7 protein-coding genes are annotated in these 15,110 nt (G+C 60.4%); 4 read left to right on the forward strand and 3 right to left on the reverse strand.

Annotated features, from left to right (window positions below; genetic code table 11):
* The first annotated feature begins 303 nt into the window (after positions 1-303).
* Both G5S37_RS00300 and G5S37_RS00305 read left to right on the forward strand, forming a co-directional pair.
* Entirely contained in the window at positions 304-1,575 is a 1,272-nt protein-coding gene (locus tag G5S37_RS00300; protein ID WP_165199596.1) for a DUF1552 domain-containing protein, read from the forward strand.
* On the forward strand, positions 1,575-4,277 hold the full coding sequence (locus G5S37_RS00305; RefSeq protein ID WP_240914767.1) for a DUF1592 domain-containing protein: 2,703 nt from the start codon (positions 1,575-1,577) through the stop codon (positions 4,275-4,277). The genes G5S37_RS00300 and G5S37_RS00305 overlap by 1 nt, the downstream gene beginning before the upstream one ends.
* Positions 4,278-4,309: 32 nt before the next feature.
* Here G5S37_RS00305 and G5S37_RS00310 read toward each other — a convergent pair whose 3' ends face one another.
* On the reverse strand, positions 4,310-7,720 hold the full coding sequence (locus G5S37_RS00310) for a SpoIIE family protein phosphatase (RefSeq protein ID WP_206026255.1): 3,411 nt from the start codon (positions 7,718-7,720) through the stop codon (positions 4,310-4,312).
* A 254-nt stretch (positions 7,721-7,974) separates the two neighbouring features.
* Here G5S37_RS00310 and G5S37_RS00315 point away from each other — a divergent pair, with 254 nt between their 5' ends.
* Both G5S37_RS00315 and G5S37_RS00320 read left to right on the forward strand, forming a co-directional pair.
* Positions 7,975-10,491 carry a DUF1592 domain-containing protein gene (locus tag G5S37_RS00315; RefSeq protein ID WP_165199600.1) on the forward strand — a complete coding sequence of 839 codons (2,517 nt, stop codon included), beginning with the start codon at positions 7,975-7,977 and terminating at the stop codon, positions 10,489-10,491.
* 35 nt (positions 10,492-10,526) lie between these two features.
* A complete protein-coding gene (locus G5S37_RS00320) occupies positions 10,527-11,792 on the forward strand; it encodes a DUF1552 domain-containing protein (RefSeq protein WP_165199602.1) in 1,266 nt (421 codons plus the stop codon).
* Positions 11,793-12,012: 220 nt separating this feature from the next.
* On the opposite strand, the gene G5S37_RS00325 is transcribed toward G5S37_RS00320, so the two are convergent.
* Both G5S37_RS00325 and G5S37_RS00330 read right to left on the reverse strand, forming a co-directional pair.
* Positions 12,013-13,260, reverse strand: a complete 1,248-nt coding sequence (locus G5S37_RS00325) for a polysaccharide pyruvyl transferase family protein (RefSeq protein WP_206026256.1) — start codon at positions 13,258-13,260, stop codon at positions 12,013-12,015.
* 60 nt (positions 13,261-13,320) lie between these two features.
* Positions 13,321-14,970, reverse strand: a complete 1,650-nt coding sequence (locus G5S37_RS00330) for an FAD-dependent oxidoreductase (protein WP_165199604.1) — start codon at positions 14,968-14,970, stop codon at positions 13,321-13,323.
* Positions 14,971-15,110 lie beyond the last annotated feature (140 nt).

A 15,110-nucleotide genomic window follows, 5' to 3' on the forward strand; every position in this document is an offset into this window, starting at 1 on the left:
GTCAAATCAGCGAGAAGGACGCTCTCCACCCCTGGATTGTTCCAGGAGACGCCGAAGTACGGGAAGAGCATCGCGTTCATAACGCTCCCAGAGTGCCACGGGGAAGTGAGACTGGCAAGAGTTTTTCGAGACCGCCATCTACGACCGCTCGCTCGATGGGCGCTCTGGAGCCGAAGGGACGCTCACGACTCCGTCGCTGCGCACATCAGGGCAAAATGCCCGAATCGGCCCCCTGCCGAGCCGACTTTCTTGCAATGGACGCCGGTTTCAGGCCGATTACTCTTACCCCCTGAATTCCCCTTCATGAATCGCCGTCGTTTCATTCTCCAATCCCTCGGTGCCACGCTCGCACTGCCAGGTCTCACTTCGCTCAAAGCCGAAGCTGTGGGGGGCACTGCTGCCGTCCAGATGGCCAAGGGCGCAGGCATGGGAGCCCGTCGGTTTGTGGCGATTGGCAACCTGCTCGGGTTTCAGGTGAAACAGCTGTTCCCGACCACCGCGGGCGCGGCGTACGAGAAGACGACCCTGTTGGAGCCCATCTGGGACAACCGCAGTCAGATGACGGTCTATCGTGGACTGGACCACGGCGTGAAGGGCGGGCACTTCGCAGTGCACTCCTTCCTGTCCGGCGTGTTGAATTCGGAGGCGCAGAATCGCCCCGATGGCAATGTGACCATCGACCAGTACCTCGCGGAAGAGGTAGGATTTGAGACGCGCTTCCCCTCGCTAACCGTGGGTTCCGAAGGCGGCATCCATGGTGGCTGCCAGATCGCGTGGACGAAGTCTGGCGTACGCGTACCGCCCACTACGAACCCGGCGGAACTGTTTGAGAAACTCTTCATCAGCGACTCGACGGAACGTCAAAACCGCCGTGTGCAGGAGAATCAAGTGCAGTCCTCCATTCTGGACTCCGTGAGAGAAGAGGCGAATCGCCTCTCCCGACAGGTGAACAAGGAGGACAAGGACAAGCTCGACGAGTACCTCACCTCCGTGCGTGATGTGGAGAAGCGCCTTGAACTCCGGAAGCGCTGGACCACGCAGCCCAAGCCAGCCGCGCCTTTTGACAAGCCGGCGAACCGCAACGCCGTGGAAGACCTACCGCTGCTGTATGAGCTGATCGCGCTCGCCCTGCAGTCCGACAGCACGCGCATCGCCACGCTGGAGATCGGCGGCGACTTCATGCCGCAGCACCTGGGCATCAAGAAGGACTACCACGGTCTGTCGCACCACGGCAACGACCCCGAGTCGATCGCGGCCCTCATCACGCTGGAGAAGTACCAGCTCGAGCACTTCGGCAAATTTGTCACCCGCCTGTCCAAGTTGAACGACGGCGACCGCACCCTGCTGGACTCCACCACGGTACTCTTCGGCAGCGGCATGGGAGACGGCAACTCGCACAAGAACTCGGACCTTCCCATCATCCTCGCAGGTGGTGGCTACAAGCATGGCGAGTACCGCCAGGTGTCGCGTGAAGGCCCCAACAAGGTGCCGCTTTGCAATCTCTTCGTGGATATCGCGCAGAAGATGGGCGTGGAAACCGATCACTTCGGCAGCAGCACCGGTCGTTTCGCCTGATGCGCGTCGTTCATCATCTCTGCATCATCGCCGGAGTGTCGGCGATGTCGTTCGGTGCCGCGAGTGCTCAAGGTGACACGAAGCCACCAGCTCCGTCACCCGCCCCACAGTCGAAGGCGCAAGCGAAACCGGAAGCGCCTGCGTCCACACCTGCGCCTGCTCCCAAGCCCGCAGCCCCGCCCCAGACTCCCACTGCCACCGCGCCCGCTCCTGCTGCGGTGGCTGCACCTGCGCCCAAACCTCCAACTCCGCCGAGCCCGGCTCCCAGTCCGCTGGTCGCCCTTCCGGCACCGCAACTGGTGAATCAGTTCCTGGGCAAGTACTGCCTGGAGTGCCATGACTCCAGCCTTCAGAAGGGCGACCGGGATTTCGAATCCTTCGGCCTGCCCCTGAAGTCTGTTGCCGATCTCATCGCGACCAAGGACATCATCGATCAGATCACGCTGAAGGAGATGCCGCCGAAGAAGGCGGACCAGCCGACCGATGAGGAGCGGCTGGCCATCTTGCGGACGCTGCGTGAAGGCGTCGTGGCAGCGCGCACCAAACTGGAGAGTTCCGGTTCACGCACCGTGATGCGGCGGCTTTCGAGCCGCGAGTATGAGAATACCCTCGCGACGCTCTTCGGTCGCAGGGTGGATACGCTGGGGCTCACGGCCGATTTCCCGAAGGAGAAAACCAGCCAGCACATCGATACCATTGGCAAGACCCTGGTGACCTCAGGCTTCCTCGTGGACCAGTACTTCCAGGCGGCGAACCGTCTGGTGGAGACACGCCTTGGCAAGCCCGTGATGGAGCCGCAGCAGTGGCGCTTCAACGGCCACTTCGTCCAGTACGAGGAACTCCAGGGCTCGCACAAGGACGCCTTCAACTTTGGCTTCCTGAATCTCTACGAACAGCCCAACACCGACACTCGCCAGGGCGGCTACGGCCACATCGAGGACTTCCTGAACGGCGTGCCCGTGGCCGGGATGTACGATATCGAAGTGGAGGCGCAGGCGAAGCACCGGGACACGCACTATGATCCCGCGATCTTTGGCATCGACCTCTCGGAGCCCTTCATTCTGGGCATCGTGCCGGGAGATGTGACTAAGGGACACATCCACTACCCGCAGGCCATCGAGCCCGTGCTCGCGACGAAGACCGTGCCTGATGACAAGCCGACGCGGCTCTATTTCCGCGTGTGGCTGGAAGCGGGTCAGACACCGCGGTTCATCTTCCCAAACGGCCCGTATGAATCGCGCGCTTCGGTGATCACGATCAACCAGAAGTACAAAGACGAGTTCAAGGAACAGATTCCGACCTCTCTGGTGGGCCGCGCACACATCTTGAGAGAAGGCCAGCTGCCGCACATCCGCATCAGCGAGATTAAGATCAAAGGACCGGTGACAGAGAAAGCCGGTAGTGTGGAGGAAGTCGCGGTCTTCGGCAGTGAAGGTTTCAAGGAAGAGCGTGCGGTGGATCAGCTCTTTGCCTTCGCGGAAAAGGCCTATCGCCGGCCGCTGACCGACAGCGACCGCCAGCCGCTCCGCGCCCTCTACGAAAAGCGCCTGGTTGAAAAGGCCACGCCTCGACAGGCTGCAAGGGATGTAGTGAAGCTCATCCTGTGCTCGCCATCCTTCCTCTATCTCAGCGAGATCACCGATGAATCCTCGAAGACGCTGAAGCCCTACGATCTCGCCTCGCGCCTTTCTTATGCCCTCTGGGCAGCGCCCCCGGATCGCGCCTTGCTCGATGCTGCCAAGTCCGGTCAATTGACCCAGGATGCCGAGCTGAACAAGCAGGTGCAGCGCATGATGTCCGATGAAAAGGTCACTGCGTTCGTGAACGGTTTCCTCGATAGCTGGCTGAACATGCGCGACCTGGGCAGCCAGCCTCCGCCGCGCGAGACGAATCGCGCCTACTACGCGGAGGATCTGCCGGCATCCATGAAGGCGGAAGTAAGTCTCTTCTTCCGCGACCTCCTCAAGAACAATGGTTCCGCGGCGCAGTTCCTCAGTGCGGACTACACCTTCGTGGACAAGAAGCTCGCCAAGCTCTACGAACTGCCCGAAGCAAAGTCGCTGCGCCTGGCTGATGGCTTCAAGAAGGTGAGCCTGCAGGGCAATACGCGTCGAGGTGGTCTGATGGGCATGGCGGGCATCCTCACGGTCAGTGCCAACGGGGTGGAGACCTCGCCCGTCACTCGTGGCGTATGGGTCAGTTCGAACATCCTCGGCATCCATCCGCCCCCACCTCCGGACGAAGTTCCCGCCATCGAACCCGATGTCTCAGGTGCCACCACCATCCGCGAGCGCCTTGCCAAGCACAGCGTCGACAAGACCTGCGCGGAGTGTCATCACAAGATCGATCCTCTCGGTTTCAGCCTGGAGGCCTTTGACCCCATTGGTCACTGGCGCAGCAACTATCCCCAACCCAAGAAGAAGGATGCCAAGGCACCCGTGATCGATACCACCGGCGAGTTCCCTTCCGGGGAGACTTATAAGGACTTTGCTGGCTTCAAGCAGATCATCAAAGACACCCGCGAAGACCTCTTCATCCGCCACCTCATCGGTGAGATCCTCGCCTACAGCACCGGTCGTCTTATGGAGTCCACGGATGACTTCGTGATTCAGGACATCCATGAGAAGGCAAAGAAGCAGGGCCTGGGCCTGCGCACCATCCTCGTTGAGTGCCTGACGAGTGAGATCTTCCGCTCGAGGTAGACGACCCTGACTCTCCATCTTCTCGCCAGGCTTTATTCAAAGCGGGCCTCGATGATGGAGAAGTCATCCTCGAGTTGCTCAGAACCGCGGAGAGTTCGGGCTCGTGTCAGGAGCTCATCCATGAGCAGTCCGGCCCGGTCGCTGATGGTGGACAGATAGCTGATACAGGCAGGCAAATCCCAAACGAGGGTTTGGTCACGCATGATTTCGAAAGCGCCATCGCTGAAGATCAGCAGGCGTGAACCGGACGGAACCCGGAAGGATCTGGTGGGGAAAACGGCGTCCAGCATCAAGCCCATCATCGGACCGGTCGAAGGAAATTGAATCGGTTCCGGCAAGCCTTGCACGAACAGAAGCGACGGATGATGGCCTCCACCGGACCAGTGCAGGACGTGGGTCGACACCTCATAAACGCCATACCAAATCGTGAAGAACCTGCCGCCGTGAAGGTGCCCCTGGAATTTTTCATTCAGCCGGGCAAGCACCTCGTCGGAACGGAGCATGTTCACACCGGGCAGCGAACCCGAACGGATCACATTGCTGATACTGATGGAAAGCAGTGCCGAATCAAGCCCATGTCCGGTCACGTCGATGAGATAGAGCGCGAGGTGATCGTCATCTATCCAATGATAACCGATGGAATCTCCACCAAGCTCCGAGGACGGAATGTAACGCCAGTCGACCGTCACCGGTCCCTTCATCGGCGGCGGAATGCACTGGCGCACATATTGGGCACCGGCGGCGAAATCGCCACGCATGCGCTCATTGCTCAGGTCATTCAGCAACGCCCTGGCCGCCGCGAGGTCTGGCAAGGTCGTACCTTCGGTGATTTTGTCGCAGGCCGTCGTCAGCGCTGCGTAAGCCTGCTCGATGCGATTCCGCTGGCGCATCACACGCGCCAGACTGGTTGTGGCTCTCAATTCCCACGCGCGGCTCTGTTGTCGGCGGGCGGTCTCAATCGCGCGGTCAAAGCACTCCTCGGCGCCTCGCTCATCTCCCGATTGGGCCAGAAGCAACTCTCCCTGCAGACGCAGCAACTCGGCCTCCTGGAACCGCTCGTCATTTTTCTCCACGAGTGCAAAAGCCTCATCCAGCGCCCGCCGGGCATCATCGAGCCGGCCTACTTGAGTAAGCGCATCGGCATGCACACTGAGATAAAAGGTGAGCGCGATCCCGGCACCCGTTGCCCGATAAGCTTCGAGACCTCTTTCGATCAGCGCCAGCGCCTCCTCCGGCCGTCCCTGGAGCAACATGCCCGCGCCCCGGTAGAGGGTGCCTGTAGCATGCCAGAAAGGATAGCCTTGTTCGGTTGAGATCTCCATCTCCTCCTCTCCGGCCGCCCGCACGGCAGCGCCCATCCGGCAATGCTGAAACAGCCATCCGGTGTGATGCAGGGCGTAGACAATACTGAAGGGTTGGCGGATATCCCGTGCCAAAGCGAGCGTCTCGCGATTGAGGGCGAGCGCGCTGTCCGCCTGGCCGAGGTGCCACTGCGCGAGGGCGAGGTAACAGCGCGTGGTCACGCCGCCATCCTCACCAATGAGCGTGGCCCAGTAGGCGGTACGCGCCCGGTCGTCGTACTCGGCAATCGCCCGGGAACACGCCTCATGCGCTCCGGCAAAGTCACCACGATAGAGCATGGTGATGCCTCGCAGGAACAGAGCCTCCATCAAGATTCCCGCGTCGTTCATCCGCGTCCCAAATTCAATCGCCTCCTCAGCCAGTTCCGCGCACAGGCGGAAGTCGCCGCGTACGACATGGAATGCGAAGTTTCCCCACATCATCGCGAAGAGCTGCGGTGTCTGCCCGACGCGATCACACAACTCTCGCGCACGATCAAATAACGGACCGACTTCCGGAGCCGCATAACCGCGCGATGCGATGTACGTGGTGCCCAGCGGTCCGAGCAGATCGAGTTCACGCGCATCGCGTGCGGACGATGGCGGCAGTGACTCCAGCAAACCCAGCCCCTTGGTCAGATGCGCGATCGCTTCGACATTCGCAAATCGCTCCCGCGACCGGAGCCCGGCGAGTGCCCAGTAACTCACCGCCTTGTCGAAGACGCCTGCCTCTGTGAAATGCTGCGCGAGCAGCTCCGGCTGCCGTTCGGCGATTTCGGGGAACCGGGTCTCCATGGCTTCGGCAACCCGGCGATGGAAGCTCTGCCTCTCCATCGGATGAAGAGTTCCATGCAACGCCTCTTCCAGCAGCGCATGCTTGAAGACGTACGCGCCATGCGGCGGCTGACCTTTCGTATTAAGGATCCCCGCACCGACGAGCTTCTCCAGTTCTGAGCGCAGCGCCTCCTCGTCCACATGCACGACCGCGGCCAGAATATCGTAGTTGAATTCACGGCCCAATGTCGCCGCCAATTGCGCCACTTCGCGATTTGCCGACAGCCCATCCAGCCGAGCGAGGATCAGATCCTGCAAGGTGGCGGGAATGTCGCGCGATGGCACTGCCGTTCCCTTGCGCCGTGCATCAACGCCTGATTCGGGCACGACCGTTTCCCGAATGATTCGAGCAAACTCCTCGACGAGGAATGGCACGCCGCCCGTACGCTCATAGAGCTGCGCCACCAGCGCCTCCGGCGGAGCACTCCCCGCCGTCTTGCGCATCAGTTCCCCCACCTGACGACGTGTCAGGCGATTAAGCGCGAGACTCGTCTGGTGGGCGAAGGCTGGCCACGAAGTCTTGAACTCCGGGCGGAAGGTGAGCACGGTGAGAATGCGATCATGCAGCCCCTCGCTGATGAATTGGCCAAGAAATTCCAGTGTCGAAGCATCGATCCAGTGCAGGTCCTCGATGACAAAGAGCAGCGGGTGCCTGTCGGAACAGGCCTTCAGCCACTGGCGCAGCGCACGAAAGGTCTCCTCACGCTCGCGCACCGGCGTCAGGCCAGCGACCGGATAACGTTCGTCCGGAGGGAGCAACATCAGCCTGGCAAAAAGCGCCACCAGTTCCGGTCGCCCAAGCCCATAGTCGTCGAGGTGCCGCGCGAGCCGATCGAACCGAGCGGTCGTCGATTCATCGCTGCGAAAATCGAGGAAGCGCGCAAACTGATCCGTGACCGGAAAAAGGCCCGTGTTCTGAAACTGTTGCGCGCAGCGCCACTCGACGATGCATGGCGCGCGCGATCCTGGCGCGCTATCAGCCCCCCCCACCGGCGCCGCCTCCTCCATTTGTTCGACGACGACTTGCTTGATGGTGTGCACGAGGCGGGACTTGCCGAGGCCTGCCTCACCAACCAGCAGGACCACCTGTCCCATGCCCTCCTGCGCCTGTTCCCAGCGATCCTTGAGCAAGCTGACTTCCGTGTCCCGGCCAATCAGAGGGGTCAATGCGACCGCTCCAGCCTCAACAGCTCCAGTGCGAGCGCTAGCTAGGAGAGCCTCGTCGGACATGGTATTCGAAAGTTGAGCAGTCACGGTTTCTTTTGGCAAGGTCTCTTCACTCCCTCGAATTCAGCAGACTCGTGGCCCTGCCGCTATTGAACCTTCGTCCTACGCCCCCCGGGCGCGCGCCTTGGGCGTAAAGGTCGGCTCACGCTCGCCCCGTCCTGACTGCCCTGTGAAAGTCGCAGTCCTGTCCGTGATGGACGCGTGAGGGAAATTCCTTTTCAATCGTCTCTGCAATTTGGGCCGACTCCGTGCGTTGACCTCCCACCTGCCCTGCCTTCACCCACGCGGTTTGCTCCATGCTCTCGTCCCGCCTGTCTGTACCCTTCGCCCTTGCTGTGACGGCAATCGCCTGTCCCGCCGCGCCCACGCCCGCATCTACGACGGGTGCTTTCAATACCCAGGTGAAGACACTGCTGGATGCGCACTGCATTGACTGCCACGGTGAAGATGTGCAAAAAGCCGGACTGCGGCTCGATACTCTTCCCGTGGACTTCGCGAGCGCCAGGACTTCCGCCAGCTGGGTGAAGGTGCTCGACAAGATGGCCTCCGGCGAGATGCCGCCAAAGAAGGAGGAGCGCCCGCCCCAGCCTGCGCTGCAGGCCGCCACGGCCTATTTGCGTGGCGAACTGCACAACGCCTCACTCGCCCATCAGCAGAAACAGGGACGCGTGATGATCCGCCGGCTGAACGGCACGGAATATGAGAACACGGTCAATGATCTCCTGGGCACCAAGACCTCGCTGAAGGAGATGCTGCCTGAGGACAGCACCACGGCGGGATTCGACAATGTGAGCAGTGGCCTCGACCTCTCGGCCACGCACTTCCTCCTCTATCAGGATGCCGCGACAAAGGCCATCACCGCCGCCATCCCGGTACAGCCGCCCATGACCTTCAGCAACACGCGCACGGGGCTGGAGATGACCCAGAAGGGACCCAACTTCAAACAAGGCCTGGGACGCAACTCGAAGCTCCAGGGAGACGCCCTCATCATCTACAGCAAGCTGCCACGCTACGGTCTCTGCTCCACCGTGCCAGCGCCGGTGGCGGGCCGTTACAAGATCCAGATCAAGGCCTGCGCCGTGGGCGCTGACACGAAACCTGTCTCGGTGGGCTTCATGACCGTGATGGAGAGTGGACGCGAAGGCCCCGTGCTGCGGGACGTGCGCGACATCCCCCACGGCGAGCCGCAGATCATCGAATACGAGATCGACCTCGCGCGGAAGCAGGCGTTTGTGCTGAATTTCCTCACCACCTGGGACATTCGCGGGTTCAAGAAACCCCTCGAGGAATACACCGGTCCTGGGGTGCTGGTGGAGTCTCTGAAAATCGAAGGGCCCATCGATGCCTTTCCACCGCCCAGCTACAACACGCTGTTCTCCGGTGTGCCACTCAAGGCACGCTCCGTGGTGAAGGCGGAACAAACCGGTGGTCGTGTGCCGAAGATCCCGGAGAATCGCAATGAGTTCCAATGGAACGCCGATCCGCTGGTACCGGACTCCGCGAACCCGAAAGAAGATGCCGCGCGACTCATCCGCGCCTTCCTGCCACGTGCATTCCGTCGCGCTGTGAGTGAGGAAGTGCAGCAGCACTACGTGCAGAAGGTGCAGGGCAAGCTCGATGAGAAGTACACCTTCTTCGATGCCATGATGTATGGCTACAAGCTCATCCTTTCCTCCCCGGACTTCCTCTTCTTGAGCAACGCACCCGGTGCTCCCGCAGCAGCCGGTGGCGAACTGGCCACGACCAGGCTCGATGACTTCTCCCTCGCAGAGCGCCTCTCCTACTTCCTCTGGTCGACACTGCCTGATAACGAGCTGCTGTCGCTCGCGTACCGGGGCGAACTGCACAAGCCCGCCACCCTGCGTGCCCAGGTGGAGCGCATGCTGAATTCGCCGAAGGCACACAACTTCACGAAGAACTTCGCGGGGCAATGGCTGGACTTGAGGAAGATTGACTTCACCATCCCCGACCCTCAGCTCTACAGCGACTTCGACAATCTCCTGCTCTGGGCCATGCCGCTTGAGACGGAGTTATTCTTTGAAGAAGTGCTGAAGAACAACCTGAGCCTGCTCACCTTCGTAGACTCCGACTGGACCATGCTCAACGAACGCCTCGCCATGCTCTATGGCATTCCCGGAGTGACTGGCAGTGAGTTCAAGAAAGTGAAACTGCCCGCGGACAGCCGACGCGGTGGCGTGATGACGCACGCCTCTGTGCTGAAGGTTACCGCCGATGGGACCCACACCTCGCCCATCCTCCGCGGGAAGTGGGTACTGGAAAAGATCATTGGCAAGCCACCGTCACCGCCCCCGCCGGATGTCGCCGCCATCGAGCCGGACATCCGCGGAGCCACCACCATCCGGCAGCAGCTCGACATGCATCGCAACACGCCAGCATGCAATTCCTGCCACGCGCATATCGATCCACCCGGATTCGCACTGGAGAACTACGATCCTATTGGCAACTGGCGTGAGTTCTACCGCGTCACCACCCGCACGAAGGCTGGCACCGTAAACCTGCCCTACACCGGCCGTGGCGTGTACCGAGGACCTGATGTCGAGCAAGGCGCAGTCACGCCCGAGGGGAAACCCTTCAAGGACTTGAGCGACTACAAGAAGCTTCTTCTCGAAGACAAAGATCAAATCGCCCGCAGCCTCACCAAGAAGCTGCTCATCTACTCGACCGGTGCAGACATCCAGTTCGCGGATCGCGAAGTGGTGGAGCAGATCGTCGCGAAGCTGAAGGCGAACAACTACGGATTTCGCACCCTGGTGCATGAGGTGGTGCAGAGCAGAGTATTCCTGAACAAGTAAACGAGCGTCATCCAACCATTCCCATTTCAACTGCCATGAAATCATCTTCCCGCATGGATCGCCGCACGTTTCTCCGCGCTTCGGGTGTGGCCATTGGACTTCCCTTTCTCGATGCCATGATGCCACTTCGAGCGTCAGAAGCACAGAAGACCGCCCTGAAGTCTCCGCGACGCATGGTGTTGGTCGGCCAGCCGTTGGGCATGTATGGGCCGAACTTCTTCCCGGAGAAGGCAGGCAAAGACTATGTCGCCAGCAGGTACCTGAAGAATCTGGAAGGCTTGCGCGATCGGTTCACGGTGTTCTCCGGCATGTCGCATCGCTATGCCGCAGGCCACTTCGCGGAGGTCGGCATCTTTACAGGTGTGGCTCCAGAGTTCATCCGGGACAAAGACATCAAAAACGGCATCTCGCTGGATCAGGAAGTCGCTTCGCACATCGGCAATCAGACGCGCTTCCGTTGCCTGAATCTCGGTGGTGGCGATGTGACGTGGAACAAGCGCGGCGTGCGCCTTCCGGCAGAACAGCGTGCCACGCAGGTATTCCGCAAGCTTTTCATCGCAGGCACTCCGGAAGAAGAGGCCCGCGAACTGCAACGCGTGAAGGACGGCCAGAGCATTCTAGATGATGTGGGTGACCAAATCCGCTCACTAAATCGCAAGGTCGGCAGCAATGACCGCGAGCGTCTTGATCTCTTCCTCACCTCAGTACGCGAGGCCGAGCAGTCACTCCAGCAGGATGAGCACTGGAGCACCACGCCGAAGCCGAAGGTGGAATATCAAACGCCCAACAACGACTTCGGTGGACCTCAGTTGCTTGAGCGCTCGCGCCAGTGGTATGACATTGTGCATCTTGCCCTGCAGACGGACTCGACCCGAGTGATGACGTTGTGGCTTGGCTCGCAGGAGCGCCCGGAAATCGATGGCGTGAACCTAGGCCACCACGATGCCTCGCACCACGGTCAAGACCCCGGAAAGCTGGAGCAGCTTGCGCTGATTGAAGAAGCCGAGGTCAAAGTCTTCGGTGAGTTCATCGAGAAGATGAAAGCCACCAAGGAGGGCGATCAATCGTTGCTGGATCACACGGGCGTGATCTACACCAGCAACCTCGGAAACTCATCCTCCCACGACAACAACAACCTGCCCATCATCCTCGCTGGCGGCACCTTCAAGCATCAAGGCCACCTCGCCTACGACACGAAGAACAACATGCTGATGTCCAATCTCTTCGTCCGTATGCTGCACCACATGAACATCGAAGCGCAGACCTTCGGAGCGAGTAGTGGGATTATCAGTGAGGTGTAGCGGATATCCCCGGACAAGCGCTGCTGCGAGATAGTGGCCGACTTTCTCCGAAAGTCGCTGCACTTCAAACGTTCCAAGGTGTGGCCATCTGAGTGAAGTCTGAGAGAGCGACTGGAATCACTCTCTCAGCCTGCAGGCCAAATCAAGCATGTGGGTAGTATCGTCCGCAGCGACTTTCGGAGAAAGTCGGCCACTATCTCGCTGCAAGCTTTTATAGCTGCTACCCCTCCAACTCCGCGCGCAGCACATCCATCATGCGCTTCATGCGGTCATCTGCCACGGCTTTGCCTTTGGCGGCCTTCGCTTTGGCGGCAGCTTGATCGTTCACGATGGCCAGCACCGCAGGCGTGAGGCCTTTCTCCGCCTCATCGAAGTCATGATCGAATAGCCACTCGCTCAGACCAATGTCCTTCCACATGAATCCCTTGCTGGTCTGCTCCTTGTAGCGGCACACAATCGCCGGAATGCCGTGGCCGATGCACATGATGGGGCTGTGCTGTTCGTTGCCGAAGAGGCCCGCGCTGCGGTTGTACACGCTCTGCGCGAAATCGGTGAGCCAGTAGTCCTGCCTCCACACGACCTTCTTTTTCACGTCCTCGGGAAGCTTGTCGTAGATCATCTCCTTGTTCAGCTTCATCTGGCTGGCGTCTTCAGGGCAGAGCAGCACTTTCATCGGCGTCTGCTGCGCCACCGCGATGACCGCATTGCGTAGCGGCGCGATGTCATGCTCCTTCATCTCCTCATTCCGGGCGTTCTTCTTCTCGTCGAACTTCACGCCCTTCTTGATTTCCCAGTAGGGCGTGTTGCGCAGCTTCGGGATGCAGCAGACGAACTTTCCATCTTCAAGACCCACTTCCTTGAGCCACGCAGCAGCAGGCTCGTCATTCACGAGGTCGCATGCAAAGGTCGCGTCGGGCCCGAACTCCATGATGGGACTGGTGGCGCCTTTGGACTTGGCCAACTCCAGGGAAACAGAATCGCGGAAGAAGGCGAACTTCGCGCCGCTGATCACCTTCACGCCTTCGCCCTTGTCCGCACCACCACCGCTCCACGTCACGCCGCCGATGCCATACGGTTTGCCGGTCTTCTCGGTCCACTCGAGGATCGACTTCTGCCCGACGATGCCTGGGCCTGAGCCGTGCAGCAGGAAGTCATGTGTCTCGAAGGCCTCCTTCTTGGCCTCTGCGGTCGTCCCCATGATCTTCAGCTTGGGGAAGCGCTTCGTCAGCATCTCGGCGACGCCGTTCTCCACGCTGCTGGGCCAGAGGGTCACTTCATACTCTGGCAGATGCTTCTCCAGCAGATGTAGCATGCCGGGCGTATGCGCGATGTCGCCAATGTTCACTGTCTGCCACGAGGAACGCAGCAGGATGCGCTTCCCGGCCTTCGCTTTCACTTCTTGAGCGGTGGCAAGAGACGGCAGGGCAGCAGAAGCGATGGCAGTATGAAGAAAGCGGCGACGGTTCATGAGACTTGTATGGCTGGATGCTTGTGAAAGGCTGATGCGTGGCACTGGAAATCACCAGTACTATTTCTCGGGAGTGGCGAGGACCTGTCCATCCTTCAGCAGGCGATCGCGCAGTTTCGTGTACTCCACCTTCTGCACGGGCACACCATCTTCTATGGCTAAGACAGCAGCCGTGGCGGCGGATTGCCCGGCAACCATGAAGGTGAACTCAATGCGGTACGCACCATACGACACATAGCTGGAAGAAGGGCAGGTGGGCGTGAGCAGGTTAGTGCACTCGGCAAGCTTGGGAACGAGTGAGCGATAGGGGATTCCGCAGGGAATCCAGTCCGCAGTCTTCGAGGCATCAAACACCGCGCCTTCATTCCACACGGCTCCATCCTTCACAAGGCGACGCGCGTGGTGCAGATCCGGTGGCCACCAGATGAGGCCCACGGAGTCTTCCACTGGTGCGGGATTCTCTTTGCGCACATGCGCCGCGGTGAGCACAAAGTCGCTCACCATGCGGCGCCCATTGCGCACGTAGAAGATGCGAGGCCAGCCACCGTTGTCGGCAAATTCATCACGGCACAGGCCCCAGCCTTCCCACAACTTCCGGATGCGCTCTGGCACCGCAGGGTCATTCACCATGAACCAGTACACACCCTGGATGTAGTCGCGGCTGTTCTTGACCATCTTCTCGCGCTCCGCATAGCTGGCGGTGGGGTAGTGATGATTCCATCCCGTGAAGTTGCCGGCGAGCGAGTGCCACGAACCCGGGTCGGTCTTGCCATTGGGCACTGAGGGGCTTGGTCCCGGAATGCCACCACCTGCAGCGAGGTAGCGACGCTGCAATTCATAGTGCGCCGGATCGTAGTTGTTCGGCTTCGTGATGGAGATGCGGTTCGCGGGATCCTTTGTCAGACACAGGCGGAAAGCGTAGCCCTGGATGGCATCATCCGGGGCTCCTTGCTCACCGAGAGGTTCATCCTGCACGCCGAAAAGTACACCACTCTTTGAGTCACCCGGCGTCTTGTACGGATCGATGCGCCGGTCCATCTGCCCATGCTTCGTATCGGTGCGGATGCCGTTCTTCGTCTCGTTGTACATCGCATTCCCCTCGCGACCGACGACGAAGCTGACTCCGGCGAAATCCATCAGGTCACCCTCATACGTCGCATCGATGAATACCTTCGCCGCGATCTCCGCACCATTCTCGGCTCGGATGCTCACGATGCGCGCACCCTCCTTCTTCACGCCATTCTTCTCCGCCAGACGGTGTCCCTTCAACACACGCACCCCGGCCTCTTTCATCCACGCGTCGAACACCGCCTCCGCCACATGCGGCTCGAACCTCCACAGGCCCGTCTTCTTTTCCCGGGCGCGCAGCATTTGCTCAAATGCGTCCTGCCGTCCGTAGCTCGCGCTGATGCGCCGATAGAACTCCAATGCCAAACCACCGACGGCCGGGCTGTTCTGGAAGCCCGCGTGGTTGTCGATATCCGTGCCGCCCAGCCCTTCCACGCTCATCCCACCGATGTGCTGGCCAGCCTCCACGAGCACCACGGACTTGCCCATCTTAGCCGCCTGCACCGCCGCAACCGCGCCGGCGCTGGTACCGCCATAGATGCAGATATCTGCTTCAACACGGCCAGACTCCGCACGCGCATCATTCGCAGCCGGAAAACCAAGAAGAACCAATGCAGCGAGGAGGAATCGAGGAAGTTTCACAGGGGTGAGGATAGCAAAGCATAACGCAGGACACCACAGGCCAAAGTGCCCACTGTGCCGCACAGATACCTAAGTACCGTCCCGCGCCATCTGGACGAAAAAAATGCGCCACCCCTCATCGGAGTAGCGCATCTCAAAAC

It is taken from the genome of Roseimicrobium sp. ORNL1 (assembly GCF_011044495.1).
In the GTDB taxonomy this organism is placed as follows: domain Bacteria; phylum Verrucomicrobiota; class Verrucomicrobiia; order Verrucomicrobiales; family Verrucomicrobiaceae; genus Roseimicrobium.